Genomic DNA, 25,609 nt, shown 5'->3' with positions numbered 1-25,609 from the left:
GGGTGCCCCGGGTTTTCGGGGCACCCCGCCTTTTTATGGAATTTTTATTCTATTTTTTGCGTTTTGGGGCTCCACAGCTCGGAAGGTGCGCCCGGAAGGCGCGCGGAGCGCCAAAAAATTCGCTAGGATTAGGTTGTGCCTAAAGTCAGCGAAGAATACAAAAAGAACAGGCGTTCTCAGATTGTAGAGACCGCCCGCGAGTGTTTCATCAAGCACGGCTACCAGAAGGCCTCAATGAGCGAGATCATCGCCGCCACCGGCCTGTCTGCTGGAGCCATCTACAATCACTTCTCCTCCAAGGATGAGATTATCCTCGCCGCCGCGCGCATGGACCTGGCTCCCTTCGACCGCATCCGCGCCGAGCAGCCCTGGGACTACGTGTTTGGGTGCCTGAAGGTGCTGGACACCCCCAAGGTGCGCCGTCACCTGCTGGTGACCTGGGGTGAGGCGGTCTCCATGCCGCAGCTGGGTGCCGTGGTTTCCGAGCAGCTAACCTACCTGCGCGATCAGGCCCTGGAGCGCTACCGCGCCTGGGGCGCCGCTGAACTGGACTTCACCGATGAGGAGCTCGAGGAATGGCTGACCGTCATCGGCGCGGCTGTGCTCTCTGTGCTGACCGGTTACGTGGTGCAGACCCAGCTGGTGGCCGGCGGTAAGAAGGATAGCGCCCGCGAGGCCTACCTGGAGTATGCCTCCGCCATCCTGCGCCAGGCTTAGGACTCACCGACCTGCGCCGCCTTGCCGATAGGCCCGCCGGGGCGTGTCAAGCGTCCCGCACCGGTACCATACCGGCGCCGTAAAACTTCATCATGATGCATCCCAAAGCCCGTTTTCCTTTTCGAAGGAGAACGGGCTTTACGGTATTATGAGGTGTAGCTCATATTTTTTCATTCAGGGTTTTCAGCCGCAGACACTGCCGCAACCCCGATGATGAGCCACCGAAGATACCGTAAAAACACTCCCAGGAGCGTAATGACCGAGCAGAAGATCCTCGAGATGCCCCTCGCCGACCTCGACCCCGAGGTAGCAGAAGCCATTGAGCTGGAGCGCAAGCGCCAGCAGAACACCCTCGAGATGATTGCATCCGAGAACTTTGTCCCCCGCGCTGTGATGCAGAGCCAGGGCTCGGTGCTGACCAACAAGTACGCTGAGGGATACCCCGGCCGCCGCTACTACGGCGGCTGCGAGTACGTCGATATCGTTGAGGACCTCGCCATTGCCCGTGTGAAGGAGCTCTTCGGCGCGGAGCACGCGAACGTACAGCCCCACTCCGGCGCGCAGGCGAACAACGCCGTCATGCACGCGCTGCTGAACCCCGGCGACACCATCATGGGCCTGTCCCTGGCGCACGGCGGCCACCTGACCCACGGCATGAAGCTGAACGTCTCCGGCAAGCTGTACAACGTTGTCGCCTACAGCGTGGACGAGAACGGCTACGTTGACATGGAGCAGGTGCGCGAGCTGGCCCTGGCCGAGCGCCCCAAGCTGATTATTGCCGGCTGGTCCGCGTACCCCCGCCAGCTGGACTTCGCCGCATTCCGTGAGATTGCGGACGAAATCGGCGCGTACCTGTGGGTGGACATGGCACACTTCGCGGGTCTGGTGGCTGCGGGTCTGCACCCGAACCCTGTCCCGCACGCACACGTGGTTTCTTCCACCGTGCACAAGACCCTGGGCGGCCCCCGCTCCGGCTTCATCCTCTGCACCGAGGAGCTGAAGAAGAAGATTGACTCGGCCGTGTTCCCCGGCCAGCAGGGCGGCCCGCTCATGCACGTGATCGCCGCGAAGGCTACCGCGTTCAAGATTGCCGCATCCGAGGGCTTCAAGGAACGTCAGAAGCGCACCGTTGAGGGCGCGCAGATCCTGGCGAAGCGCCTGTTGGAGCAGGACGTGAAGGACGCCGGCGTTTCGATTGCCTCCGGCGGCACCGACGTTCACCTGGTGCTCGTCGACCTGCGCCACCACGCGCTCAACGGCAAGGAGGCAGAGGACCTGCTGCACGACGCCGGCATCACCGTCAACCGTAACGCCGTGCCGAACGACCCGCGCCCGCCGATGGTGACCTCCGGTCTGCGCATCGGCACCTCCGCGCTGGCAACCCGCGGCTTCGACGCCGAGGGCTTCACCGAGGTTGCTGACATCATCGCCTCCGTGCTGCTGCCGAACCCGAACATCGCGGCCCTGCGCGCTCGCGTGGATGCGCTCTGCGCCAAGTACCCCCTCTACCAGGGCAGCGAGAACTGGTAGACCCGTAAATAACCCCGTTCGCTCATCCGCCCGAGTGGCCGATGCGCGGACGGGGTTATTTCGCCCTCAGACCGCCGTCCCGGACCCGCTCTATCGGTGAGGCGCTGCGGGACCCCAAGAACCCAACACATAGACCATTCGTTTCGGCGAACCCGCCGCAATCTATGGAAGGAAAAACAATGCCCCAGATTCTAGACGGTAACGCAACCGCTGCCGCCATCAAGGCGGAGCTGAAGGAGCGCGTCGAGGCGCTGAAGGCTAAGGGCATCACCCCCGGCCTGGGTACCGTCCTGGTCGGTGACGACCCGGCATCCCGCTCCTACGTGGGCGCTAAGCACCGCGACTGCGCAGAGATCGGTATTAACTCCATCCGCGTGGACCTGCCCGGCGACATCACCCAGGAGGAGCTCGACGCAGAGATTGACAAGCTGAACAACGACCCGGCCTGCACCAGCTACATTGTGCAGCTGCCCCTGCCCAAGCACCTGGACACCAATCGCGTGCTCGAGCGCATCGCCCCCGAGAAGGACGCCGACGGCCTGCATCCGACCAACCTCGGCAAGCTCGTGCTGAACGTTTCGGAGCCGCTGGATTCCCCGTTGCCCTGCACCCCGAACGGCGTGATTGAGCTCGTCAAGCGCCACGGCATCGACTGGAACGGCAAGAACGTGGTGGTGCTCGGCCGCGGCATTACCGTGGGCCGCCCGCTGGGCCTGCTGCTGACCCGCCGCGAGGTGAACGCCACCGCAACCCTGGCTCACACCGGCACCCAGAACCTCGACGAGGTACTGTGCGAGGCCGACGTCATCGTCGCCGCTGTGGGTGTGCCCCATGTGCTGAAGGCTCACCAGGTCAAGGAGGGCGCAATCCTGCTGGACGTGGGTGTTTCCCGCGCCGAGGACCCCGAAACCGGCAAGAAGAAGCTCTTCGGCGACGTCTCGCCCGAGGCCGCCGAGAAGGCATCCTGGGTGTCCCCGAACCCCGGTGGCGTGGGCCCGATGACCCGCGCCGAGCTGCTGGTGAACGTGGTGGAGACCGCGGAGCGTCAGGCCGCGTAGGTCCCCGCGACGTTCGCATAGACCCGTAACGAAAGACCTGTAACGAAAGACCGGTAGCGAAAGGGCGGTGCCCCGGTAGAGCAATCTACCGGGGCACCGCCCTTTCGCGCGTCTCGTGCGGCCTCCTGCGTCAGGGGAGAGGCGCTAGAGAAGCAGCTCGTAAAAGTAGTGGTCCGAGAGGTACAGGGTCTCAGCGTATTCGACCGGCGTTCCCTCCTTGGTGTAGCCGGTGACGCACACCTTGAAGGCGGCCTCGCCCACGGGAACCTGCTGGTTGAAGGCCTCGGTATCGGCATCGGTGAAGAGGGCCGCGCCCGTGCGTACGCGGGCGTGCTTAATGGCGTTGGGGGTGTCGGCCAGCTGATCCAGGGAACTGGAGGAACCCGAGAGGCCGGCCATCATGGAGTCCAGGATGCTGCTGGCGGCTTCCTTGACAAAGTAGGAACGCTCGAAGCCGATGACCTCGTGGTTGGCCAGGCGCAGACGGCGCACGAAGAGGACCGACTCGCCCACGGGAACGGATAGTCGGGTCGAAATCTCCTCGGTGGCGTCCACCCAGCGGGTCGCGATCATGCGGGTCGAGCCTTCGAACCCGCGGCGGCGCATATCGTCGGCGAAGGTGTCCACGCGCGGGATGTACGTGGCTTCGCTGCGTTCGGCCACGTAGGTGCCGGACCCCTGCACGTTGTAGAGCAGGCCGCGCTCGATGAGGACCTTCAGGGCGCTGCGTACCGTCTGGCGGCTCACGCCGAAGTTCTGCTGAATCGTGCGCTCGGTCGGGAGCTTATCGCCGGGCTTACCCGGAATGATGTAGCGCTGCTCGAGGTAGTGAATCACCTGCTCGTACTTGGGTCCCGGAATCGGCGGCAGCTCATAGGTCTGGCTACCGTTGGGGGAAGTACTCGGGGAGGCCTGATCTGCGGCCTGAGCATCGGTGGAGAGCGAGTGGGCGGTGGGTTCGGGGGTATGTGAGGAGTGTGAATTCATCACCCAACATTTTAACCATCTGTGAAAGAAAAATGAATCACGGTGAATTTTTACTTCCGCGCATGCTGGCATAATTAAGACTATGCATTCTTCGATTCCTCCCGTTCCGCGTGAGCCCGGTCTGCTCCGCGTGGCGAGCGTCAACGTCAACGGCATCCGCGCCGCCTACCGCAAGAACATGGCCGACTGGCTGGCTGAGCGAGACATCGACATCCTCTGCCTGCAGGAGGTTCGCGCGCCCGACGCCATCGTGCGTGAGCTCCTCGATGAGTCGCAGTGGAATATTCTGCACGCCGAGGCCGCCGCTAAGGGCCGCGCGGGCGTGCTGGTGGCTACCCGCCGCACCCCGAACTCGGCTGGTGAGGTGCTGAAGGATCAGCCCGTGGCCACCCGCTCCACCATCGGCGAGGAGTACTTCGACGACTCGGGACGCTGGGTTGAGGCCGACTACGTTCTGCCGAACGGGCAGACCCTGACCGTGGTGAGCGCGTACGTGCACTCCGGTGAGGTCGGAACCCAGAAGCAGGAGGACAAGTACCGCTTCCTGGAGCGTATGCTGGTGCGTATGCCCGAGCTGGCCGAGCATTCCGATCACGTGCTCATCGTGGGTGACCTGAACGTGGGCCACACCGAGCTGGATATCAAGAATTGGAAGGCCAACCAGAAGCGTGCGGGTTTCCTGCCCGAGGAACGCGCCTATTTCGACCGCTTCTTTGGCGATATCGGCTACCGCGACGTGGCGCGCGATCTGGCCGGTCAGGTTCCCGGCCCCTACACCTGGTGGTCCTACCGCGGCAAGGCCTTCGATAACGACGCTGGCTGGCGCATCGACTACCAGATGGCGACCCCCGCCTGGGCCGAGCGCGCCGTGCAGGCGCAGGTTGATCGCGCCGCCACCTACGAGGAACGCTTCAGTGACCACGCGCCGCTGGTGGTGGACTACCGCATCGATGGCTAGAGCCTAGCGCCACCGCGCCCCGAACATAAGTTTTGAGATACACGCTGCACCGTTCGCAGCACCGCACAGGAAGAACTGCACAGGAAATAACTATGGCAGACGAAAAGAAGCAGGATAAGTCCCTCATCCCGAACGCCTCCCAGCAGAAGACGCGTATCTTCTCTGGTGCCCAGCCCTCGGCCGATTCGATGCACCTGGGTAACTACATTGGCGCCGTGAACAACTGGGTGGCCCTGCAGAACGACCCGAATAACGAATGTCTGTTCTTTATTCCGGATATGCACGCCATCACCGTTCCGCAGGATCCCGAGGAGCTGCGCGAACGCACTCGCCTGACCGCGGCGCAGTACATCGCCTCCGGCATTGACCCGTCCCGTGCGCCCCTGTTCGTGCAGTCGCACGTGCCCGAGCACGCCCAGCTGGCCTGGGTTCTGAACTGCTTCACCGGCTTCGGCGAGGCCTCCCGCATGACCCAGTTCAAGGACAAGTCGCAGAAGCAGGGCGCCGATAAGGCCTCGGTTGGTCTGTTCACCTACCCGATTCTCATGGCCGCCGACATTCTGCTCTACCAGGCGGACGGCGTGCCCGTGGGCGAGGACCAGCGCCAGCACCTCGAACTGACCCGCAACCTGGCCCAGCGCTTCAACTCCCGCTTCGGCGAAACCTTCGTGGTGCCCGAGCCGGTCATCCTGAAGGAAACCGCGAAGATTTACGACCTGCAGGAACCTACCTCGAAGATGTCCAAGTCGGCGGCATCCGATAAAGGCCTCATCAAGCTGCTGGACACCCCCAAGGTTACCCAGAAGAAGATTAAGTCCGCCGTGACCGACGACGGCTCCGTCATCGCCTACGACCGCGAGGCCAAGCCCGGCGTGTCCAACCTGCTCTCCATCTACTCCGCCATGACCGGCGAGAGCATTGACGAGATTGTGGCACGCTACGAGGGCAAGATGTACGGCCACCTGAAGGTCGACCTGGCCGATATTGTGGTGGACCGCCTGGCTCCGGTGCGCGAACGCACCCTCGAGCTGATGGACGACCCCGCCGAGCTGGACCGCCTGCTGGCCGTGGGTGCCTCCGCCGCCCGCGAGATCGCCACCGCCACGATCGAAAACGTCTACAAGAAGGTCGGCTTCCTGCCCTCGGTGAGCATCTAGCTACCGGGCGCTTATCAATTCCTCATCTTCAACGAACGCAAAGCGCACGACACCCATGACAGAACCCCGCGAGCAATCGAGTCCCTCTGAGGCCTCCGTATCACCCACCCTCAAGCCCGGTCGCCGCTACCTGAGCATTATTGCTCACGTGAGCGGTGAGAATGTTCAGCGCCTGGAGGAGTGGAAGCGGGAGACAACGGGGGTCCCGGCCGCGTCAATGAGCACCCACGTGACCGTGTACGTGGCGGAGCTGGATGACTCCCTGCTGGATACCGTGCGTTCCCCGCGGTTTTCCGAAGACCTGGGCGCCTCGCGTTTCGAGGCTCGCTGGGGGTCGGTGCACTCCTTCCGCCCGGTGACCGAGGTGGAGTACCTGAACCTGGAGGCGGGCAAGGCCGAATTCGAGCGGATTCACCGGGATCTTGTTCGGATGCTCGGTACGGGTGCGGCCCCCTTCCCGTACGTGCCGCACGTGACCCTGGGCCACGGTTTGAGCGAGGAACAGGTGGCCAGCGCCCGCGAGGCGTTTGACTCCCTGCCCGCGGAGCGGCGCACCTTCACGGTGGACCGCCTGCACTGCTACTCCTACGACGGGCAGAACTGGGAGGAAATCGGGGTTCTGCCGCTGCGGTAGTAGCCAGCCTAAAACGCTAAGAGAGATGCGACCGATAGACTATCGGTCGCATCTCTCTTTATGCTTTCACGTGGTTTATCTCAGCGTGAGATCCCTAGTGGGAGTGGCCCTCATGAGCCTCGCCGGACTCGTGCGCGTCAGCCGAAGCCGAGGAGGAAGCCGAGCCGTGAGCTTCAGTGCCGTGTGACTCAGCCTCAACCGGCGCGGCGTTCGCAGAAGAGACGCCCAGGATCTCGTTGGGGGTCTTGGGCAGTTCCACGCTCATGAGCTCCTTCGGAGCCGCCGGGTTCGATAGGGACACCGCGATGAGCTTCTTGGTGGCCGGGTCGGTCACGTAGGCGGTCTTGCCATCCACCCACAGGGCCGGACGCTCGTCCTGCCAGGTCTCAGACTCGGTCCACGCCTCCATGAGCTGTACGGAGCCCAGCTCGGCGCCGGTTGCCGGGTTGAAGACGCGCAGCTTACCGTCGGTGGTTAGCAGCAGAGCCTCACCCTGGGGGCCGCGAGCCAGCGATCGGAAGGTGTAGCTCACGCCAGAAGGCAGGGAGTAGACGGTGCGGGTTGCCGCGACGGTGTCGATGATGGAGAACTTCTCGGGGCGCTCCAGCTTAGCGTCCTTGTCGGTCTTGTAGTCCGCCAGAACGTACTGGGAGTCAGCCTTACCAGCCTGGTTACCGGAACGCGAGTACGGGTCCTCGGGGTTGGTGACCTTGGTGAACTTGCCGTCCTTGTAGACCAGCGCGCCGTCGGTGCAACCGATGGTGAACGCGCCGTCCTTGGCGATGGCTTCACCGTGCACGCCGGGGCATGCGGGGCTCTCGGTTACGGTCTTACCCTGAGCGTTCACAACGGCGGCACCGGTGCGGGTCTTGGAGTCGCCGACCGCCACCAGGTACTGGTCGTTGGGCAGGGGGATTGCGAAGCCGTGGTGCGGCTTCGGCAGGGTGACGGTGGTGGTGTCCAGGGAGGCCGCGGTGCGCTTGTCGTGGGTCAGCTTCGCCGGATCGTACACGGCAAAGGAGCCGGTGCCGTCAGCGAAGGCCGCAACCCTGCCGTTGTCCTTGATGACGTGGCCGGTGTGGTCAGCGGCAAGAGACAGCGAAGACAGAGACGGGGCGGTGGTGTAGTAGTGCGAGTGATCGCCGTGCGCTACGGACCACACGCCGGTGTCCAGGAAGGTGTAGCTGTTGCCGTCGGCCACGACGAGATGGCGGTTATCGCCGGCATCGGAGAGGCGCAGGAATCCTTCCTTGGGAATATCGGCCAGCAGTTTCATGTCCTTGGCGTCATAGACGAGCACGCCACCGTCGTAGGTGATGGCAACGCGGCTGGCAGCGCCCTTGCCTTCGGTGATGGGTGCGGGGGTTGCGCTCGCAGAGGTGGAGGCGCTGGGGCTGGTCTGTGCGTTCTGGGTGGCCTGGGAACCGCAGGCAGTCAGGGCGAGGGCGGCCACGGCGCCGAGTGCGCCGGCGCGGGTGAGGAAAAACTTACGGGTCATGTGCATGACAGAATATTAACATGAGAATAATTCTCTATATGCATTGTTTTCTGGTGCGTGTCACACTCTGGAAGGGCCGGCTTAGGGCCGTGAAATTCCTCAAGCATGCCGCGGGTGCCTCACCGGGCAAAATACTCTGTCATTCCGTGCCGGAGCGGGGCGGGCACGGGCGAGCACAAAAAATCGGCCCCCTTCGCGGTGAAGGGGGCCGATTGTCTAGTTGAGTGTTTTATTGGGCGGGGTTGTATTCCCGTCCGGGTCAAAGATTTAGAGAAGGTTGTTCAGGCCTCGTGCCTTGATCTCGCCCACGGCATCCTTGACGGCCTGAGCCTTGGAGCGCGGTGCGACCAACAGGGCATCGGAGGTGTCAACCACGACGATGTCGTTCAGGCCAATGATCGAAATCTTGCGATCGGTATTGGCTACGACAATGCCGGAGCAACCGTGGTTAATGACGTTATCCTTCTCGCCAAGGATGGTCAGCTGCTCGCCGCTCTTCTCGGAGTTGAGGCGTGCCACGGCGTCGAAGTCTCCAACGTCATCCCAGCTGAAGGAGCCGGGAACCATGGCGACGTCGCCCGCGGCGGCGGCGGGCTCTGCCACCGCGTAGTCGATTGCGGTCTTGGGGAGGGTTTCCCACACCCGCTCCATGACGGCCTCGCGCTCGGGGGTGTCCCAGGCGTTAGCGATCTCCATGATGCCCGCGTACAGCTCGGGCTCGTTGGCCTCGAGGTGCTTGAGCATCAGGGCGGCCGGTGCCACGAACATGCCGGCGTTCCAGGTGTATTCACCGGAGTCCAGGTACTTCTGTGCGGTGGCGGTGTCCGGCTTCTCAACGAAGGTGTCCACGGCGTGCGCGTTGGGAGCATCCTCGATGCCCAGGGAAGCGCCGGCGTGAATGTAGCCGAAGGCGCTGGAGGGCTCGGTGGGGGTAATGCCGATGGTGACAATCTTGCCGGTGGCCGCGGTGATGACAGCCTCGGTCACCACGCGGTGGAACTCGTCCACGGGGCTGATGACGTGGTCGGCTGCGAAGGAGCCGATGATGGCGTCCGGCTCGCGGCGGTGGATGATTGCGCATGCCAGGCCAATAGCTGCAGCCGAGTCCTTGGGGGAGGGCTCCAGCACCAGGTCAGCGGCGCGCAGCTCAGGAATCTGCTGGGTGACCGCATTGGCGTGCGAGGTGCCGGTGACGACCATGACGGAACCGTCGCTGAGGTCGATGAGACGGTCGTAGGTGTCACGCAACAGGGAATTGCCCGACGAGGTGAGGTCGAGCAGGAACTTCGGGGCGTGCGCGCGGGACAGGGGCCACAAACGCGAGCCAACACCGCCGGCGGGAATCAGCGGGCGGAATCGAGTGAGTGCAGTATTCATCGCTTCAAGAATAACGGGTGAATTTGTCATATATCGAATTCTTTTAGGATTTGGCAGAAAATGTCAGGCGGCTCTCATTGGGGGAGGGGTGCATTGTTAGGTTAAGGTTACTTCCGCATCAACTCGGGGCAAATCGTAATATCGCAAAAAAAATATAACCTAATTCACGTTTATAGGCTGGGAAAAATCTATAAACAGTGTGTCAATAAGCTGTGAATTTACCTGATATCTTGGAAGTAACAGACGAACAAAGCAGTCGGCGAGTACATAGTCGTGACCGGCTCGCAGAGAGGCGCCCGGTGCCCCTTTGCGCCCCGAGCCCGCCGTCTCAGCAGGAGGTTATTCAGTGTTGAATGGTTCTAAGGGAACCCTCTACCGCGGCCGTTGGGGCATGTGGTCCTGGGTTGCTCACCGCATTACCGGTATCGCGATTTTCTTCTTCCTTCTTGTCCACATCCTCGATACCGCCGTCGTGCGCATCTCTCCGGAGGCCTACAACGGTGTGCTGGGCCTGTACAAGAACCCCATCATGGGCCTGGGTGAGACCGCCCTGGTCGCAGCCATCGTCTACCACGCCTTCAACGGTATCCGCATTATCCTCATCGACTTCTGGGGTAAGGCAACCAACGCACACGTGGAGCACATCCAGGCGAAGAACAAGGACGGCAACGTCGAAATCAGCCAGAAGGCAACCTACATGCACGTCAAGATTCTGTGGGTTGTGCTGATTCTCTGGGCACTCACCGTTGCCGGCTTCGCCGCCCGTCACCTGCCGATCGTTTTCTCGCACATTGGAGGTCACTAAACCATGGCTACTCCGCTTAAGCCCCGCACCTACGTACCCCGCCTGCGTGATAACCGCATCGACGGTGTGAAGTACAACCGCTCCTCCTCCAAGCGCAACAACTTTGAGATGTTCGCCTGGCTGGGCATGCGCCTGTCCGGCGTCGTGCTTGTGATTCTTATCTTTGGCCACCTCTTCTCGAACCTGATGGTCGGCGACGGCATCCACGCCATCGACTTCGGCTTCGTGGGTGGCAAGTGGGCCAACCCCTTCTGGCAGGTCTGGGACCTGCTGCTGCTGTGGCTGGCCATGCTGCACGGCACCAACGGCATCCGCGTCATCATCGACGATTACGCCGAGAAGGACCGCCTGCGCGTGTGGCTGAAGGTTATCCTCTTCGCCGCCTCCGCATTTGTCCTGCTGGTTGGTACCCTCACCATCTTCGCGTTTGACCCCTGCCCCTCGGGCGCAGCGGCCAACCTGCTCCCCAGCTTCTGCGCGGCACACTAACGACGACGTAACCGGCAGACAAATTCAAACATCGAAAACACAGAAAGAACATCATGCAGGTACATAAGTACGATGTAGTGATCGTCGGCGCCGGCGGTGCCGGTATGCGTGCCGCTATTGAGGCAGGCCAGCGAGTCCGCACCGCGGTTTTGACCAAGCTTTACCCGACCCGTTCCCACACCGGTGCGGCGCAGGGCGGTATGTGTGCCGCTCTGGCCAACGTCGAGGAGGACAACTGGGAGTGGCACACCTTTGACACCGTCAAGGGTGGCGATTACCTGGTCGATCAGGACGCGGCAGAAATCATGGCTAAGGAAGCCATCGACGCCGTGCTCGACCTGGAGAAGATGGGTCTTCCCTTCAACCGAACCCCCGAGGGCCGCATCGACCAGCGCCGCTTCGGTGGCCATACCCGCGACCACGGTAAGGCTGCCGTGCGCCGCGCATGCTACGCAGCTGACCGTACCGGCCACATGATTCTGCAGACCCTGTACCAGAACTGCGTGCGTCACAACGTTGAGTTCTACAACGAGTTCTACGTGCTCGACCTGATTCTGGTCAAGGACGAAGAGGGTAAGCCCCGTCCCGCCGGCGTCGTCTCCTACGACCTGGCAACCGGCGAGGTGCACGTCTTCCAGGCCAAGTCCGTGATCTTCGCATCCGGCGGCTGCGGCAAAATCTTCAAGACCACCTCCAACGCCCACACCCTCACCGGTGATGGCATGGCCATCGCACTGCGCGCGGGCCTGCCTCTGGAGGATATGGAGTTCGTCCAGTTCCACCCGACCGGCCTGGCAGGCCTGGGTATCCTCGTGACCGAGGGTGCTCGCGGTGAGGGCGGTATTCTCCGTAACGCTGACGGTGAGCGCTTCATGGAGCGCTACGCACCGACCATTAAGGACCTCGCACCCCGCGATATCGTGGCACGAGCCATGGCAAACGAGGTGCGCGAGGGCCGCGGCTGTGGCCCCCACAAGGACTACGTGCTGCTGGACCTGACCCACCTGGAGCCCTCGCACATCGACGAGAAGCTGCCGGATATCACCGAGTTCGCTCGTACCTACCTGGCCGTGGAGCCGCACCACCAGCCCATCCCGGTGTTCCCCACCGCGCACTACGCAATGGGTGGTATCCCCACCAACAACGAGACCGAGGTGTACCGCAACAGCGAAGAGACCATCCCCGGCCTCTACGCAGCCGGTGAGGTTGCCTGCGTGTCCGTGCACGGTGCAAACCGCCTGGGCACCAACTCCCTGCTCGACATCAACGTCTTCGGTAAGCGCGCCGGCCGCAAGGCCGCCGAGTACGCCGCATCCGCCGAGTTCGTTCCCGTTCCGGACGACGCAGCAGATCGCGTGCTGAACATGCTCAACGGCATCCTCGAAGGCAAGGGCACCGAGAAGGTCGGCGCTATCCGCGCAGACCTGCAGAAGGCCATGGAGGCCGACATGCAGGTGTTCCGCACCGAGGAGACCATCCGCGCCGCACTGGCCACCATCGAGAAGCTCGAAGAGCGTTACAAGAACATCTCGATTCAGGACAAGGGCAAGCGCTTCAACCTCGACCTGCTCGAGGCCGTCGAGCTGGGCTTCCTGCTCCAGCTGGCCAAGGTCATGTCCGTCGGTGCGCTACACCGCAAGGAGTCCCGCGGCGGTCACTACCGTGAGGACTACCCCAAGCGCGATGACGTGAACTTCATGAAGCACTCTATGGTCTACCTCGACCCCGAATCCGAGTTTGAGGGTGTGAAGGGCCTGCGTTTCGGCACCAAGCCCGTCGTCTACACCCGTTACGAGCCGAAGGAGCGTAAGTACTAAAATGGCTGAAAACGAACTTCCCGAACCGGAATCCGTCAAGCTATTTGAGGGCATGACCGGCGGCGATTCCGACTCCATCCCCACGTACGACGTGATTATCAAGGTGCGCCGCTACAACCCGGAGGTTTCCTCCGAGGCGTACTGGGACGAGTTCCCGCTGACCATGTACCGCACCGACCGCGTGCTCGACGCCCTGCACAAGATCAAGTGGGAGCTGGACGGTTCCGTCTCCTTCCGCCGTTCCTGTGCACACGGCATCTGCGGCTCGGATGCAATGCGCATCAACGGTCGTAACCGACTGGCCTGCAAGACCCTGCTCAAGGACCTTGACCTGTCCAAGCCGATTACCGTGGAGCCGATTAAGGGTCTGCCCTGCGAGAAGGACCTCATCGTTGACATGGAGCCCTTCTTCCAGGCCTACCGCGAAATCATGCCGTTCTTCATCAACGACTCGAACGAGCCTGAGCGCGAGCGCCTGCAGACCATCGAGGACCGTGCACGTTTCGATGACACCACCAAGTGCATCCTGTGTGCAGCGTGTACCTCGTCCTGCCCGGTCTTCTGGACCGACGGTCAGTACTTCGGCCCCTCCGCTATCGTGAACGCTCACCGCTTCATCTTCGACTCTCGTGATGACGCCGGCGACCTTCGCCTGGAGATCCTGAACGACAAGGAAGGCGTGTGGCGCTGCCGCACCACCTTCAACTGCACCGAGGCATGCCCCCGCGGCATCCAGATCACCAAGGCTATTGCCGAGGTGAAGCAGGCTATCCTGAGCCGTTCGCTCTAGAACGTTCCTTCTCGGATTCTTGAAGGCCAAGCGCCTTCTGTGACAAGCCGTCGCCCCTCACCGGGCGGCGGCTTGTCGCGTGTCCGGGGTGGGGGAGAAGCACACCCCGGACCCCCGCAGCCCTCGCCGCCTGCACCTCCGACGAACCCCCGAGCGGTCTTCAAAATCCGTCACAAAGTCACAGACATTCTTAAAGGGCCGGTAACGGCCGGGATGGATAGGAAAACCGTCACCGGGAGGGTTATTCTACTGTGTATGGTTTTTGCTAATTCTCGCTACGATTTGTCCACCCCCGTCTTCGACGATTGGGTGGAGCGCATGATGGGCACCCTCGTGCAATTCCGCCGCGAAGTGCATGCCAACCCCGAGCTTTCCTTCCGCGAGGTCGTCACGACCGAGCGCCTCATGAACCGACTGCGAGAAGCCGGCATGAACCCCATCGCGTGCGAAGGCACCGGTTGCTACGTTGACATCGGAGACGGCCCCTTCGCCGCGGCTCTGCGCGCCGATATCGACGCACTGCCCATCGTCGAGCAGACCGAGCTGCCCTACGCCTCCACGGTTCCCGGCGTGATGCACGCCTGCGGCCACGATATTCACCAGACCGTCATGCTGGGCGTGGCGTTGGCGCTACACGAGCTCAACGAGAAGACCCCGCTGGGCCGCAGCATCCGTATTCTCTTCCAGCCGGCCGAGGAGCAGCTGCCCGGCGGCGCTGTGCAGATGATTTCCCAGGGCCTGCTCAAGGATGTTCCGCGCGCTTTCGCCCTGCACTGTGACCCGAAGGTGGACCTCGGCCAAATCGGTACGCGCATCGGTGCGATTACCAGCGCCTCCGACACCGTGAAGATTCACCTGAGCGGCCACGGCGGCCACACCTCCCGACCCCACCTGACCGAGGACCTCATCTACGCGATGAGCCAGATTGCGGTGCAGGTTCCCGCCGTGCTGACCCGCCGCACCGACGTTCGTTCGGGCGTGCTGGTTGCCTGGGGCCAGGTCAGCGCGGGCGTCGCCCCCAACGCGATTCCCGCCGAGGGCTACCTGGCCGGCACCATGCGCTGCCTGGACGTTGAGGTGTGGCGCCAGGCGGGCAACCTGCTGGACGAGGTCATCGAACAGGTCGCCGTTCCCTTCGGCGTGGACGCCCGCGTGGAGCATATCCGCGGCGTACCCCCGGTCGTGAACACCGACCTGGAAACCACCATGCTCGAGAACGCCGCCCGCGCCGAGCTGGGCGAGGATTCCATCGTGCTCGTCGAGCAGTCCATGGGTGGCGAGGACTTCGCGTGGATGCTGCAGGAGGTGCCCGGCTCCATGTTCCGACTGGGTACCCGCGCCCCCGGCGACCCCACCTACGACCTGCACCAGGGCGACTACGCCCCGAGCGAGCAGGCCATCGGCATTGGCGTGCGCGTCATGGCCGCAACCGCCCTGCGCGCGGTGCGCTTCGAGCTGGCGAAGGCCGCGAAGGCCGCCAACCCGGTACGAGACGAGGCCCGATAGGCCCCCGGGGTACCGAGCCGCGCATCCCGCGTTCTGCCGGTGTGCGGGTGGCAGGTTGTGTCGTTTCATAGAGTTTCGCCTCGCTATCGGTCAGATAGCGAGGCGAAACTCTATGCACACGATAGAATTAAAGAGATTATGAGGACATCAGCGTTGTGCCCGTGAACCCGCGCGTGGTCGCGAGGGAGGTTCGGCGGGCACCGCGCGTATTCACGGCGCACGCCGAAGGAGGACGCCCAATGAGCTTCTTTGGGATCGGTAAGAAGAAGTGGGATGAACAGGCGCGCGAGGCGGAGAGCACCGCGGCACAGGACGGGCACGAGGAAAGCAAGCCGTCCCGCGGCTCGGGGCTGAGCGACAAAATTATGGAGCAGCAGCAGTGGGAGGATTCCCTGCGCCGTTTCGTGAAGTCGGAGGGCACCCGCCAGAACCGTGACGAGGAACGTTCCGAAGAGCATCGCGCCGTGGAAGATCTGAAGCGCGCCCTCCTGCATGATGACGAGGAGGCCCCCTCGTTCGCCGAGGGCTCCCTCTCGGATACCGGCAAGACCACCGACGAGGAGGAGCGTCGTAGCATCCTGGAGGCCCTGAACTCCTACCCGCACGAGGACTCCGAGGTCGCCGCGGCTCCCGAAGCTCGCGAGGAGAGCAACGACTCCGAGGCCGTCGAGGACGCCCCGGTTGCTCCTGAAACCCCCGCTTTCCTGCGCGACGATGAGGACGAAACCTCCGAGGAGGCCGAGGGCGACTCCTCCGCGAAGGCCGAGCCCTCAACCGACACCGCCGAGGATGCTCGCTCCCAGTTTGAAGAGCATCTGCGCGCCGTCCGTGCGGAGAGCTCCGCGGAGGAAAGCCCGGCTACCTCCGATGTCGACGACACCGACCATAACGCTGCCGCAGAGGAATACCTCTCGGCTGAGCAGATTCGCGAGGCGCGTACCCGCGCCGCCATCATCGAAGCAAAGAGCGCCGGCCTGGACGACCTGGCCGCCGTCTACGCGGCTCGCCTGGGCCTGAACCCGGAGAGCGAGGAGGACAGCTTCGAGGAGGTCGAGCAGGCCGAGCAGGCCGAGGAATCCGAGGCCGTTGCCGCTAAGCAGCCCGCCGCCGAGCACTCCGCTTCCGAGCGTTCTACCGAGCCCGAATCCCTCAGCGCCGAGCCTACCCGCTCAGGCGAAAAGACCGAACCTGCGGTGGAGGTACTTGTGAGCGAAACGGCCACGGTGGAGGAGCTTTCCGAGCCTGCCTCCGAGCCTGCCGAGCCTTCTAACGAGTCCGAGGAGAAGCTCGAGGTCGCTAAGGACGAGGCAAAGAAGGACACCGAGGACCCCGCATCCGAGCCGGGATCCGATGAAGCTGCCTCCGCCGAGCAGAAGCTGAGCGCCGATGACGCCGAGCTTGTGGCCGAATCCATTGTGCTCACCGCCCCCGCAGAGGGTGCCGCGGACCTCCCCGTCCTCGGCGAGCAGCGCGCCCTCCACTCGCTGACTGAGCTCATGCGCACCCGCGGTTCGGGAACCCTGAGCCTGGAGCTGCGCCAGGTGGATGAGGACATGCACTACCGTCTGCTGCACCGCGGTCGCGAGGTCGAGAACGGCATCGTGCTACCCGGCGTTGACTGGTTTGCGCCCGTCGCAGCCCTGTACACCGAGGCCCAGGAAGCCGGCGCGACCTGGAACCGCGCGGCTGTGACCCTGAACCCGCGCCTGGGTGAGGGCCTGGAGGTGCACGCCTCCTACCTGGGTGCCGTAGATGGGCAGACCACCCACGAGAGCTTCCTGCTCGAAACCCCCGCCCGCGAGGAGACCTCGGTTGTGGCTACCGCTGAGGCAGCCGAAGCTCACCAGGCTGAAGCACCCGAGGCTGAGGCATCGGAGGCTGAGGCATCCGAGTCCGGCGATTCCCCGGAGGTTGAGCCCGAGACCCCCGCAGCTGAGGCTCAGCCCTCCGAGGAAGTCCGCGAGGAACAGGCTCCCGAGCAGGTCGAGCGCCAGAGCGCTCCTGCGGGCCTCGCCGTTGCCGGCGCTGCCGTGACCGGTGCCGCCGCGCTCGCCGCCTCGGCCTCCGAATCGGGCGAAGCCTCGGTCGCCGAGCCCGAGTACGAGCACGACTACGATAACGACCCGATTTTCGGTACCGCCAACTCGCAGGACGCCGAGGCTACTTCCGCACAGCCGGAGCAGCCCGAGGTTTCTGAGGCTGACGAGGACACCGAGCCCGTGCACGCCCAGCCCGATGCCGCTGAGGCTGAGGATGCTGAGGCCGAGGCCGTCGACCACGGCGAAGAGATGGAAGCCGCCCTGGCCGCTATCGTCGCCAACGCCCAGGAGAAGCTGGACGAGCCGCAGGAACCCGAGGAAACCTCCACCGAGGCTGCCGCGTTCGTCTCCGTCGAGGAGCCCGCGGCACCGGTCGAGGCTCCTGCCGCCGAGGCCTCCGGCGCTGAGGCTTCTAACGCTGAGTCTTCCGCCGCGGAATCCTCCGCTCACGAGGCTCCCGCCGAAAAGGGTGAAAAGACCGCTGAGGAGGTAGCATCCACCGAGGCTGAGCCCGAACTGCCCACCTTCCTGAACGACCGCGAGTTGGTGCCCGCCGACGAAGCAGAGGAACCCTCGAAGACCGCGAAGGCAGAGGAACCCGAACCCGCCCAGGCTCGTTCCGAGGAACCTGCAAAGGCGGAGGCACCGGCGCCGGCCGTCACCGGTGCGCTCGCCGCGGCAGCAGCCGTGGCCGCCGGTGGCGCCGCAGCATCCGCTGCTCCCGTTGCTTCTTCGGCAGCATCCTCGGCGGTGCCCTCGGCACCCTCGACCTCGGTCCTGAGCGAGTTCAACGAGCTGCCCACCGTCGCCGACGAGCCGGATACCCCCGCATCCCAGCCGGTGAGCCCGCTGGTTCCTTCCGAAACTCAGCTGGCCGAGGGCAACCTCGTGCTGACCGAGGCCCAGGTCGCCCAGCGTCTGGCCCCGGTCGTCGAGCACCTCTTCGGCGAGAATGGCACCGCGAAGGACGCCACGACCGTGCTGATTCGCGTGCGTGCGCTCGGCTCGTACTACGACGCCCTGACCCACGTGCGCCGCAACGGCTTCTGGGAGCAGGCACGCACCTTCGAGCTGATTCCCGAAACCCTGCTCGATATTCCCGCCCTGAAGACCGACTCGTACAGCGAGGGTGAGGGCTCGCCACTGGCCATGAGCCTCACCTTCACCCCCGGCGTGCCGGTACAGGCTGCGTTTGACTATGCGAACGAGCAGGCCTTCGTCAGCTACCCGCGCCCGCTGGATGCTGAACGCTACGTGGAGGAGCTGCGCATGTTCCCGCGTCTGGGCTCGAAGATCCCGGCGCACATGACGAGCGCCCTGTCGCACTGGAACCTCTAAAACCATTTGAGTCGCGCCGGCTCCCCGTGTGGGGGTCGGCGCGGCGCGCTGTATTCACACTTTCGGTGAGGAAGACCGCTATGACTGATACCCCCATCACTCCCGATTTGCCCGCCACCCGGAGCAGCGAAGACACCGCCCGTCGAGCCGGAGGGGCCTTCGAGACGCTCGTTGAGACGATGGCCCGCCTGCGCGCTCCCGGAGGTTGCCCCTGGGACGCCGAGCAGACCCACGCCTCCCTGATTCGCTACCTCGTGGAGGAATCCTACGAGGTCGTCGAGGCCGTAGAAACCGGCGGCGAGCCGAATATGCCGCTGCTGCGTGAGGAGCTGGGTGACGTGCTGCTGCAGGTCGTGTTCCACTCTGATATTGCTGCGGCAAACCCGCAGGGCTTCGACATTGTGCAGGTGGTTGAGGGCCTGGTGCAGAAGCTTCGTTCGCGCCACCCCGACGTGTTCGCGGCTGAGTCTGAGGGCTCTTCGGAGGCACCCCGCACCGCAGCTGAGCAGCAGGCGGCGTGGGATGCGTTGAAGAAGAAGGAGAAGAGCGACCGTGGCGCGCTGGACGGTATTCCGCCGCATCTGCCGGCGCTCGCCATGGCTGAGAAGACTGCTGTGAAGGCACGTAAGGCCGGCATCATTCTGCCCCCGGAGCCCACGAGCATGGACGACGACCTGCGTTATATGCACACCGAGGAGGATTTCGGCGAGCTTTTGTTCGCGCTGGTCTGCCGTGCTCAGCGCAACGGCCTGGACGCCGAACGCGCCCTGCGTTCGTACATCCGCCGCTATGTTGCGCAGCATACGAATGACGAGCCGCGCTATTAACCGTGGGTGACGCCCCGCCGGTTGGGGTCGTGTTGTGCTTTGGGATACATCCCACACGCGCGGTCGGCGGGGGAGCGGGGGCTCTCTGCGCATCGATTGCCGCGTCCTGTAGGGCTACTAAGGGTTCCATACACCTTCAATAAGGCTCTAAAAAAGCGGTGGCTACTAGTGTGTTTGTGTGGGAGTTTTGCTAAAATTTAGGGGACGCGACGCGCCACGACCGGGTGTGTCGTTCACATCCTTGACGTCTCATAAGGAGAACAATCCATGGCTGTTATTACCGCAGTTCACGCACGCCAGATCCTGGATTCCCGCGGCAACCCGACCGTTGAGGTCGAGGTTCTGCTCGAAGACGGTGCATTCGCACGCGCAGCTGTGCCCTCGGGCGCATCCACCGGTGAGTGGGAGGCTGTTGAGCGCCGCGACGGCGACAAGTCCGTATACCTGGGCAAGGGTGTTCTGGGCGCAGTGAAGTCTGTTATCGAAGAAATCGCTGAAGAGGTCATCGGCATCGAGGCTTCCGACCAGCGCGCTGTTGACGCAGCCATGATTGCTCTGGACGGCACCAACAACAAGGGCAAGCTGGGCGCCAACGCTATCCTGGGCGTCTCCCTGGCCGTGGCCAAGGCTGCTGCTGAGTCTGCAGACCTGCCCCTGTACAAGTACCTCGGCGGCCCGAACGCTCACGTTCTGCCCGTCCCCATGATGAACATCCTCAACGGTGGTTCTCACGCAGACTCCAACGTTGACATCCAGGAGTTCATGATTGCTCCCATCGGCTTCGACACCTACTCCGAGGCTCTGCGCGCAGGTGTTGAGGTTTACCACTCCCTGAAGTCCGTGCTGCACGACCGCGGTCTGGCAACCGGCCTGGGCGACGAGGGTGGCTTCGCACCCAACCTGGAGTCCAACGCAGCTGCACTGGACCTGATCGTTGAGGCAATCGAGAAGGCCGGCTACAAGCCGGGCGAGCAGGTTGCACTGGCTCTGGACGTTGCTTCCTCCGAGTTCTACAACGACGGCGCATACGACTTCGAGGGTCAGAAGAAGTCCGCAGCCGAGATGAGCGCATACTACGCTGACCTGGTTGCTAAGTACCCGCTGGTTTCCATCGAGGATCCGCTGGACGAGAACGACTGGGAGGGCTACAAGACCCTGACCGAGCAGATCGGTGACAAGGTCCAGATCGTCGGTGACGACCTGTTCGTGACCAACCCCGAGCGCCTGGCTCGCGGCATCAAGGAGGGCGCTGCTAACGCTCTGCTGGTGAAGGTGAACCAGATCGGTTCGCTGACCGAGACCCTGGATGCAATGGAGCTGGCTCAGCGCCACGAGTACCGTTGCATGGTTTCTCACCGTTCCGGTGAGACCGAGGACGTCACCATCGCCGACCTGGCTGTTGCAACCAACGCAGGCCAGATCAAGACCGGTGCTCCCGCACGTTCCGAGCGCGTTGCTAAGTACAACCAGCTGCTGCGCATCGAGGAAGAGCTGGGCGACGCAGCTGTCTACGCTGGCAAGTCCGCATTCCCCCGCTTCAAGGCATAAGCTACTGAAGCATGTGACCGCGTGAGCGGTTAGCTCTCAAGGAGGCGGCGCTACCCAAATCGGGGTGGCGCCGCCTCCGGCCGTACCCGGGAGAGCACCCGTTACCCGGGTAGCGCAGAAAGCCCTGGAGCCCCTCGAAATAGGCCAGAAACAGTCCCGGAAGGAACGCTCAGGCGGGTACACAAACCCGGGTAGAATAGGTAGAAGCGCACTGCTGTAGGAACAACGATGGGGGAGAGAACTAATGAGCCAGCGAGCAGACGAGCAGACCCGGCGTAACGCAACGGGTCGCACCTCGGCTGAGGACCGCGGCACCGCTCAAACCTCCACCGATTCCCAGAAACCCTCGGCGGCCCGCCAGGCCGGCACCTCCCTGCTGAAGAAGGCCAGCGCGCTCTTCTTCGGTGTGGGCCTCAACCGCCGTCACCCCGAACGCGAACGCGCGGAGCAGGCCCGCCGGCAGGAGCGCGCGCGGCGCCGTGCCCGTCGGCAGAACGGTGAAGATGAAGGCTACGCCACGCCCGTGGCCGCCCACATGTTCTCCGGGCGAAGCTTCCTGATGACCGTTATGGTGGGCGTGATTGCCCTTGGCACCGCATACCCGGTGCTGACCTACATGGATCAGGACCGGGAAATAAACCGAATCCACACCCACATCTCGCAGCTACAGCAGGAGAACGCCCAGCTGAAGGCCGAACAGACCTGGTGGAACGACGATAACTACGTGCGCCAGCAGGCCCGCAGCCGCCTCTACTACGTCAACCCCGGGGATACTCCCTACGTGGTCACCGGCATCACCGACGACTCCTCGAAGGCTGACAAGACCTCCGCGAACGCAAAGAATGCCCCCGAGGACGCCTGGACCACCAAGATCTGGGACTCCCTCGAAAAGAACTAAAACCGCGCCGAGCGGCTGACCGAGAGGCTCGCCGCGCAGACCGGCGACCCGCCACGAACCCACGACCCTAACGTTCCCGGACCGCACGAGCGGACGGGACAGGAATAAGGACTATGAGCACCGAAAACACCATTGAGGATCTGAAGAACCGTACCCCCGGCGGTTTCGGCGTGACCGTTGAAACCCTGAAGCCCACCGAGCAGGACATCCGCGTTCTCTCCGCACAGCTGGGCCGCAAGGTGCGCGACGTGGTCGAGATCCCCGCCCGCTGCGTGTGCGGCAACCCGCTGGTCGCCGCCACCGCACCCCGCCTGAGCAACGGCACCCCCTTCCCGACCGTGTTCTACCTGGCGCACCCGGTCATCACCGCCGCCGCATCCCGCCTGGAGGCCGGCGGCCTCATGTACGAGATGACCGACGCCCTCGCCGAGGATGCTGAGCTGGCCGCCGCCTACGCCGCAGCCCACGAGAATTACCTGGCCGAGCGTGAGCGCATCCGCCTGATCAGCGGTACCGACGAGGTTCCCGAGATTGACGGCATCTCGGCCGGCGGCATGCCTACCCGCGTGAAGTGCCTGCACGCCGTCATCGGCCACACCCTCTCGGTAGGACGCGGCGTGAACCCCATGGGTGACCGCGGCCTGGACGCCATCGCAGAATGGTGGACCCCCGAGGTATGCTCCTGCGACCCCGCCTGGCGCGAGGAAGCCTAAATACTGATTTCGATGCGCCCGCACCGTCGCCCGTGACGGCGCGGGCGCATAATAGATAGAAAGAGCGCCGAGAAGCGAAAACAGCTTCGCCTGCGGCGCTCGCGTTGCCTTTGGCAGCGAACGATGATGACGATAGTCCTGAAAGGAACCCACCGTGCGCGTTGGAGCGATTGACTGCGGTACGAACTCTATCCGTCTGCTGATTGCCGATTCCACCACTGAGGTGGTGGACGGGGTCGAGAAGACCGTCCTGAAGGACGTTGTGCGCGAGATGCGCATCGTGCGTCTGGGCCAGGGCGTGGATGCGACCGGCTGGCTGGCGCAGGAGGCCCTGGACCGCACCTTCGCGGCAGCCCGTGAGTACGCCGTACTGCTACGTGACCACGACGTGGACTCGGTGCGTTTCGTGGCGACCAGCGCAACCCGCGATGCGGGTAACCGCAACGTCTTCGTGAACGGCATCCGCGATATCCTGGGCATTGAGCCCGAGGTGATTAGCGGCGATGAGGAAGCCGCGCTCTCCTTCGCAGGCGCCGTGCGCGCCGTGGGTGCGGGCGACGGCGACACCCTGGTGTTCGACCTGGGCGGTGGCTCCACCGAATTCGTGCTGGGGGATGAGTCGGGCGTGAAGGCTTCCCGCAGCGTCAACATCGGTTGCGTGCGCCTGACCGAGCGTCACATGGTGAACGCGCCGGCAACCGAATCGCAGATTGCCCGCGTTGAGGCAGACACCGACGAAGCTCTTGACGTGGCCCGCAAGACCGTCCCCCTGCAGAACGCCCGCCGCGTGGTGGCCGTGGCAGGCACCGCGACGACGATTGCGGCGGCCGCCCTGGGCCTGGACCGCTACGACTCCGAGGCCATTAACGCGCAGACCTTCTCCATCGAGACCGTTCAGAAGACTTCTCGCTGGCTGGCTTCCCTGGACCGTGCCGAGCGCGAGGCCCTGGGCTACATGCACCCGGGCCGGGTGGATGTGATTGGTGCCGGTGCAACGATTTACGCCCGCATCCTGACTCGCCTGAACGAGCTGACTGACGGCGCGGTGGATTCGGTGACGGTGAGCGAGCACGACATCCTGGACGGCATCGCGCTGTCCCAGCTGTAGCCCGTTACTTCGGCAAAATCCGCCCCGATTCCGGGCCGGAAATCCTAACGGCCGACCCGCGCGGTGCGGGTCGGCCGGCCTGTATTGTCTAGCTGAGCTTGCCTCACCAGGTGAGTTTGCGTCGTTCAGTTGAGGAGAAACGAATGGATCGGTTTGCGCGTGCCGCGCGGTGCATCCGCCGCCCCCTGGGTGTTCTGCGTTCGGCGGGCCTGAACCCGGTGCGCTCGCGTGCGGCCGGGTCGCTGGCCTCTGCCGCCCTGCTGACCCTGTTGCCGCTGGGTCCGGCCTCGTGGCTGACCGCGGCCAACGCGACCGATCCCAGCTCCTCTGCCACGGCCTCTCCGAGCCCGAAGAGGGAGGTGACGGCGACCCCCTCGCCGTCGGGCACGGCGGTGCCGAAGAGCACGGCCGCCCCGAGCCAGGGTGCGGATATCGCCAACGGTGACGATGTGCGCCACCGCGAGTACTGGCTGAACGAGTACGGCATTACCTCGCTGTGGTCGCAGGCCACGGGTAAGGGTGTGACGGTTGCCGTGATTGACACGGGTGTGGACGGGAACCACCCGGATTTGGCGGGCAACGTGCTGCGCGGTACCGACGTCTCGGGCGTGGGCAGCGAGGACGGCTGGCAGGGCCTGGGCGCGGAGCCGATGCACGGCACGGAGGTCGCCTCGCTGATTGCCGGCCACGGCCACGATACTCAGGGGTACTCCGCGATTGCGGGTCAGCCGGGTAAGCCGACCGGCATGATTGGCGTGGCCCCGGATGCGAAGATCCTGCCGATTTCGCTGAACATGGGTACGACCGGCGGTAAGAGCATCGACGAGCAGATTCCTGCCGCGGTGCGCTACGCGGTCGACCACGGCGCACAGATTATCAACATGTCGATTGGCTCGAATAAGACGAGCTGGCCGCAGAGCTGGGATGACGCTTTCGCCTACGCCGAGCAGAAGGGCGTGCTGATTGTGGCGGCGGCGGGTAACCGCGGTAGCGGCCTGACTCAGGTGGGTGCTCCCGCGACGATTCCGGGCGTGCTGACGGTCGGCGGCGTGGACCGAAAGAAGCAGGTTTCTGAAGGCTCGTCGACGCAGGGTATTTCGATTGCCGTGGTTGCTCCGAGCACCGACATGATTGCGGCGGCCCCGGGCAACGGGTACATGCTGTGGTCGGGCTCTTCTGCGGCGGCCCCCCTGGTGACGGGCGTGGCGGCGCTGTTAAAGCAGAAGTACCCGCAGGAGTCTGCGGCTCAGCTGGCCCAGCGTTTGATTGCCTCAGCCGATGACGAGGGCGCTACGGGTCGTGACCCGCTGTACGGGTACGGCGTGTTCAACCCACAGGACGCTATGGCTCTGCCCGCGCCCACGGTGACGGCGAATCCGCTGGGTTCGATGTCGGAGTGGATTGCGGTGCACCGCAAGCACCAGGTGAGCGCACCGTCGCCCAGCGATGCCGCGCCCGTGCACGAAGAGGGCGAGAACATCGTGAAGCAGGCGGCCCCGGACGCGAGCCGCCCGCCGGAGGACCGCGGCTGGTTGCCGCCGGTCATTGTGGGTGCGCTCCTGGTGTGGGTCACGATTATTACCGCCGGTGCGGTGCATCGTCTGCACCGGATGCACGTGCGGGCAGGCGACGCGGCCCGTCAGGTGGGGACCGCGGTGCGCGAGCAGGCGCATCACGCGGCGGAGCACGTGCCGCATCCGCATCACCAGCCTCACCGGCGCGGCGGTTCGTCGTCGTAGCGGTGGGCGGCCCCGCGGGATTGCACTTTTTGCGGGGTGGGGGAGCGGCTAATGCCGGTCCGTTATATTTCTTGCC

At 64.0% G+C, this 25,609-nt stretch carries 21 protein-coding genes; 18 read left to right on the top strand and 3 right to left on the bottom strand.

Annotated features, from left to right (window positions below):
- The first annotated feature begins 135 nt into the window (after positions 1–135).
- From HMPREF2944_RS05480 to HMPREF2944_RS05470, 3 genes are all read left to right on the top strand, one after another.
- The gene (locus tag HMPREF2944_RS05480) at positions 136–717 is read left to right on the top strand and encodes a TetR/AcrR family transcriptional regulator (RefSeq protein WP_049333070.1); all 582 of its coding nucleotides are present in this window, start codon (positions 136–138) and stop codon (positions 715–717) included.
- Between the two features lie 255 nt (positions 718–972).
- Positions 973–2,247 carry a serine hydroxymethyltransferase gene (glyA, locus tag HMPREF2944_RS05475; RefSeq protein WP_070681303.1) on the top strand — a complete coding sequence of 425 codons (1,275 nt, stop codon included), beginning with the start codon at positions 973–975 and terminating at the stop codon, positions 2,245–2,247.
- Positions 2,248–2,426: 179 nt separating this feature from the next.
- A complete protein-coding gene (locus HMPREF2944_RS05470; protein ID WP_070681299.1) occupies positions 2,427–3,305 on the top strand; it encodes a bifunctional methylenetetrahydrofolate dehydrogenase/methenyltetrahydrofolate cyclohydrolase in 879 nt (292 codons plus the stop codon).
- A gap of 144 nt (positions 3,306–3,449) precedes the next feature.
- Here the strand turns inward: HMPREF2944_RS05470 and HMPREF2944_RS05465 are convergent, their stop codons facing one another.
- Positions 3,450–4,292 carry a GntR family transcriptional regulator gene (locus HMPREF2944_RS05465; protein ID WP_246826270.1) on the bottom strand — a complete coding sequence of 281 codons (843 nt, stop codon included), beginning with the start codon at positions 4,290–4,292 and terminating at the stop codon, positions 3,450–3,452.
- A gap of 82 nt (positions 4,293–4,374) precedes the next feature.
- On the opposite strand from HMPREF2944_RS05465, the gene HMPREF2944_RS05460 reads away from it, so the two are divergent.
- From HMPREF2944_RS05460 to HMPREF2944_RS05450, 3 genes are all read left to right on the top strand, one after another.
- Positions 4,375–5,250, top strand: coding sequence for an exodeoxyribonuclease III (locus HMPREF2944_RS05460; RefSeq protein WP_070681288.1), 876 nt, complete (start codon positions 4,375–4,377; stop codon positions 5,248–5,250).
- Between the two features lie 92 nt (positions 5,251–5,342).
- Entirely contained in the window at positions 5,343–6,407 is a 1,065-nt protein-coding gene (gene trpS / locus HMPREF2944_RS05455; RefSeq protein WP_049333061.1) for a tryptophan--tRNA ligase, read from the top strand.
- 55 nt (positions 6,408–6,462) lie between these two features.
- Positions 6,463–7,041 carry a 2'-5' RNA ligase family protein gene (locus HMPREF2944_RS05450; protein WP_070681285.1) on the top strand — a complete coding sequence of 193 codons (579 nt, stop codon included), beginning with the start codon at positions 6,463–6,465 and terminating at the stop codon, positions 7,039–7,041.
- 94 nt (positions 7,042–7,135) lie between these two features.
- Here the strand turns inward: HMPREF2944_RS05450 and HMPREF2944_RS05445 are convergent, their stop codons facing one another.
- Complete coding sequence (locus HMPREF2944_RS05445; RefSeq protein ID WP_246826268.1) at positions 7,136–8,539, bottom strand: hypothetical protein; 1,404 nt, start codon at positions 8,537–8,539, stop codon at positions 7,136–7,138.
- A gap of 267 nt (positions 8,540–8,806) precedes the next feature.
- A complete protein-coding gene (locus HMPREF2944_RS05440; RefSeq protein ID WP_083313075.1) occupies positions 8,807–9,916 on the bottom strand; it encodes a mannose-1-phosphate guanylyltransferase in 1,110 nt (369 codons plus the stop codon).
- Between the two features lie 346 nt (positions 9,917–10,262).
- Between HMPREF2944_RS05440 and sdhC the strand changes: the two genes are divergently transcribed.
- The 12 genes from sdhC (at position 10,263) to HMPREF2944_RS05380 (ending at position 25,533) form a co-directional block, all read left to right on the top strand.
- Positions 10,263–10,721, top strand: coding sequence for a succinate dehydrogenase, cytochrome b556 subunit (sdhC, locus tag HMPREF2944_RS05435; RefSeq protein WP_083313074.1), 459 nt, complete (start codon positions 10,263–10,265; stop codon positions 10,719–10,721).
- Between the two features lie 3 nt (positions 10,722–10,724).
- On the top strand, positions 10,725–11,210 hold the full coding sequence (locus HMPREF2944_RS05430) for a succinate dehydrogenase hydrophobic membrane anchor subunit (RefSeq protein ID WP_049333054.1): 486 nt from the start codon (positions 10,725–10,727) through the stop codon (positions 11,208–11,210).
- Between the two features lie 53 nt (positions 11,211–11,263).
- Positions 11,264–13,027: a succinate dehydrogenase flavoprotein subunit gene (gene sdhA, locus HMPREF2944_RS05425; protein ID WP_070681275.1), complete on the top strand. Its 1,764-nt coding sequence runs from the start codon at positions 11,264–11,266 to the stop codon at positions 13,025–13,027.
- Position 13,028: 1 nt separating this feature from the next.
- Complete coding sequence (locus HMPREF2944_RS05420; protein ID WP_070681272.1) at positions 13,029–13,817, top strand: succinate dehydrogenase iron-sulfur subunit; 789 nt, start codon at positions 13,029–13,031, stop codon at positions 13,815–13,817.
- 255 nt (positions 13,818–14,072) lie between these two features.
- Positions 14,073–15,323: an amidohydrolase gene (locus HMPREF2944_RS05415; RefSeq protein ID WP_070681269.1), complete on the top strand. Its 1,251-nt coding sequence runs from the start codon at positions 14,073–14,075 to the stop codon at positions 15,321–15,323.
- 239 nt (positions 15,324–15,562) lie between these two features.
- A complete protein-coding gene (locus HMPREF2944_RS05410) occupies positions 15,563–18,700 on the top strand; it encodes a hypothetical protein (protein WP_070681266.1) in 3,138 nt (1,045 codons plus the stop codon).
- A gap of 80 nt (positions 18,701–18,780) precedes the next feature.
- The gene (locus HMPREF2944_RS05405) at positions 18,781–19,527 is read left to right on the top strand and encodes a nucleoside triphosphate pyrophosphohydrolase (protein ID WP_070681263.1); all 747 of its coding nucleotides are present in this window, start codon (positions 18,781–18,783) and stop codon (positions 19,525–19,527) included.
- Positions 19,528–19,794: 267 nt separating this feature from the next.
- Positions 19,795–21,075, top strand: a complete 1,281-nt coding sequence (gene eno / locus HMPREF2944_RS05400) for a phosphopyruvate hydratase (RefSeq protein WP_070681259.1) — start codon at positions 19,795–19,797, stop codon at positions 21,073–21,075.
- Positions 21,076–21,319: 244 nt separating this feature from the next.
- Positions 21,320–21,973, top strand: coding sequence for a septum formation initiator family protein (locus HMPREF2944_RS05395; protein ID WP_070681256.1), 654 nt, complete (start codon positions 21,320–21,322; stop codon positions 21,971–21,973).
- Between the two features lie 113 nt (positions 21,974–22,086).
- Entirely contained in the window at positions 22,087–22,686 is a 600-nt protein-coding gene (locus HMPREF2944_RS05390; RefSeq protein ID WP_070482901.1) for a DUF501 domain-containing protein, read from the top strand.
- A 154-nt stretch (positions 22,687–22,840) separates the two neighbouring features.
- Complete coding sequence (locus HMPREF2944_RS05385) at positions 22,841–23,794, top strand: Ppx/GppA phosphatase family protein (RefSeq protein ID WP_070648848.1); 954 nt, start codon at positions 22,841–22,843, stop codon at positions 23,792–23,794.
- Positions 23,795–23,937: 143 nt separating this feature from the next.
- The gene (locus tag HMPREF2944_RS05380) at positions 23,938–25,533 is read left to right on the top strand and encodes a S8 family peptidase (RefSeq protein WP_083313073.1); all 1,596 of its coding nucleotides are present in this window, start codon (positions 23,938–23,940) and stop codon (positions 25,531–25,533) included.
- The last annotated feature ends 76 nt before the right edge of the window (positions 25,534–25,609 follow it).

This window comes from Rothia sp. HMSC072E10 (genome assembly GCF_001813965.1).
Taxonomy (GTDB): domain Bacteria; phylum Actinomycetota; class Actinomycetes; order Actinomycetales; family Micrococcaceae; genus Rothia; species Rothia mucilaginosa_A.
The sequence above is the reverse complement of the archived record's forward strand: the minus strand, read 5'-3'. Positions and strand labels throughout refer to the sequence as shown.

Bases quoted from the DNA above. Each gene is read 5' to 3' on its own strand.
- HMPREF2944_RS05460 (WP_070681288.1), top strand. From the start codon at position 4,375: ATGCATTCTTCGATTCCTCCCGTTCCGCGTGAGCCCGGTCTGCTCCGC.
- HMPREF2944_RS05395 (WP_070681256.1), top strand. From the start codon at position 21,320: ATGAGCCAGCGAGCAGACGAGCAGACCCGGCGTAACGCAACGGGTCGC.
- HMPREF2944_RS05390 (WP_070482901.1), top strand. From the start codon at position 22,087: ATGAGCACCGAAAACACCATTGAGGATCTGAAGAACCGTACCCCCGGC.
- HMPREF2944_RS05410 (WP_070681266.1), top strand. From the start codon at position 15,563: ATGAGCTTCTTTGGGATCGGTAAGAAGAAGTGGGATGAACAGGCGCGC.
- HMPREF2944_RS05420 (WP_070681272.1), top strand. From the start codon at position 13,029: ATGGCTGAAAACGAACTTCCCGAACCGGAATCCGTCAAGCTATTTGAG.
- HMPREF2944_RS05430 (WP_049333054.1), top strand. From the start codon at position 10,725: ATGGCTACTCCGCTTAAGCCCCGCACCTACGTACCCCGCCTGCGTGAT.
- HMPREF2944_RS05440 (WP_083313075.1), bottom strand. From the start codon at position 9,916: ATGAATACTGCACTCACTCGATTCCGCCCGCTGATTCCCGCCGGCGGT.
- glyA (WP_070681303.1), top strand. From the start codon at position 973: ATGACCGAGCAGAAGATCCTCGAGATGCCCCTCGCCGACCTCGACCCC.
- sdhA (WP_070681275.1), top strand. From the start codon at position 11,264: ATGCAGGTACATAAGTACGATGTAGTGATCGTCGGCGCCGGCGGTGCC.
- HMPREF2944_RS05470 (WP_070681299.1), top strand. From the start codon at position 2,427: ATGCCCCAGATTCTAGACGGTAACGCAACCGCTGCCGCCATCAAGGCG.
- HMPREF2944_RS05450 (WP_070681285.1), top strand. From the start codon at position 6,463: ATGACAGAACCCCGCGAGCAATCGAGTCCCTCTGAGGCCTCCGTATCA.
- HMPREF2944_RS05405 (WP_070681263.1), top strand. From the start codon at position 18,781: ATGACTGATACCCCCATCACTCCCGATTTGCCCGCCACCCGGAGCAGC.
- eno (WP_070681259.1), top strand. From the start codon at position 19,795: ATGGCTGTTATTACCGCAGTTCACGCACGCCAGATCCTGGATTCCCGC.
- HMPREF2944_RS05465 (WP_246826270.1), bottom strand. From the start codon at position 4,292: ATGAATTCACACTCCTCACATACCCCCGAACCCACCGCCCACTCGCTC.
- HMPREF2944_RS05415 (WP_070681269.1), top strand. From the start codon at position 14,073: ATGGTTTTTGCTAATTCTCGCTACGATTTGTCCACCCCCGTCTTCGAC.
- HMPREF2944_RS05380 (WP_083313073.1), top strand. From the start codon at position 23,938: ATGGATCGGTTTGCGCGTGCCGCGCGGTGCATCCGCCGCCCCCTGGGT.
- trpS (WP_049333061.1), top strand. From the start codon at position 5,343: ATGGCAGACGAAAAGAAGCAGGATAAGTCCCTCATCCCGAACGCCTCC.
- HMPREF2944_RS05445 (WP_246826268.1), bottom strand. From the start codon at position 8,539: ATGACCCGTAAGTTTTTCCTCACCCGCGCCGGCGCACTCGGCGCCGTG.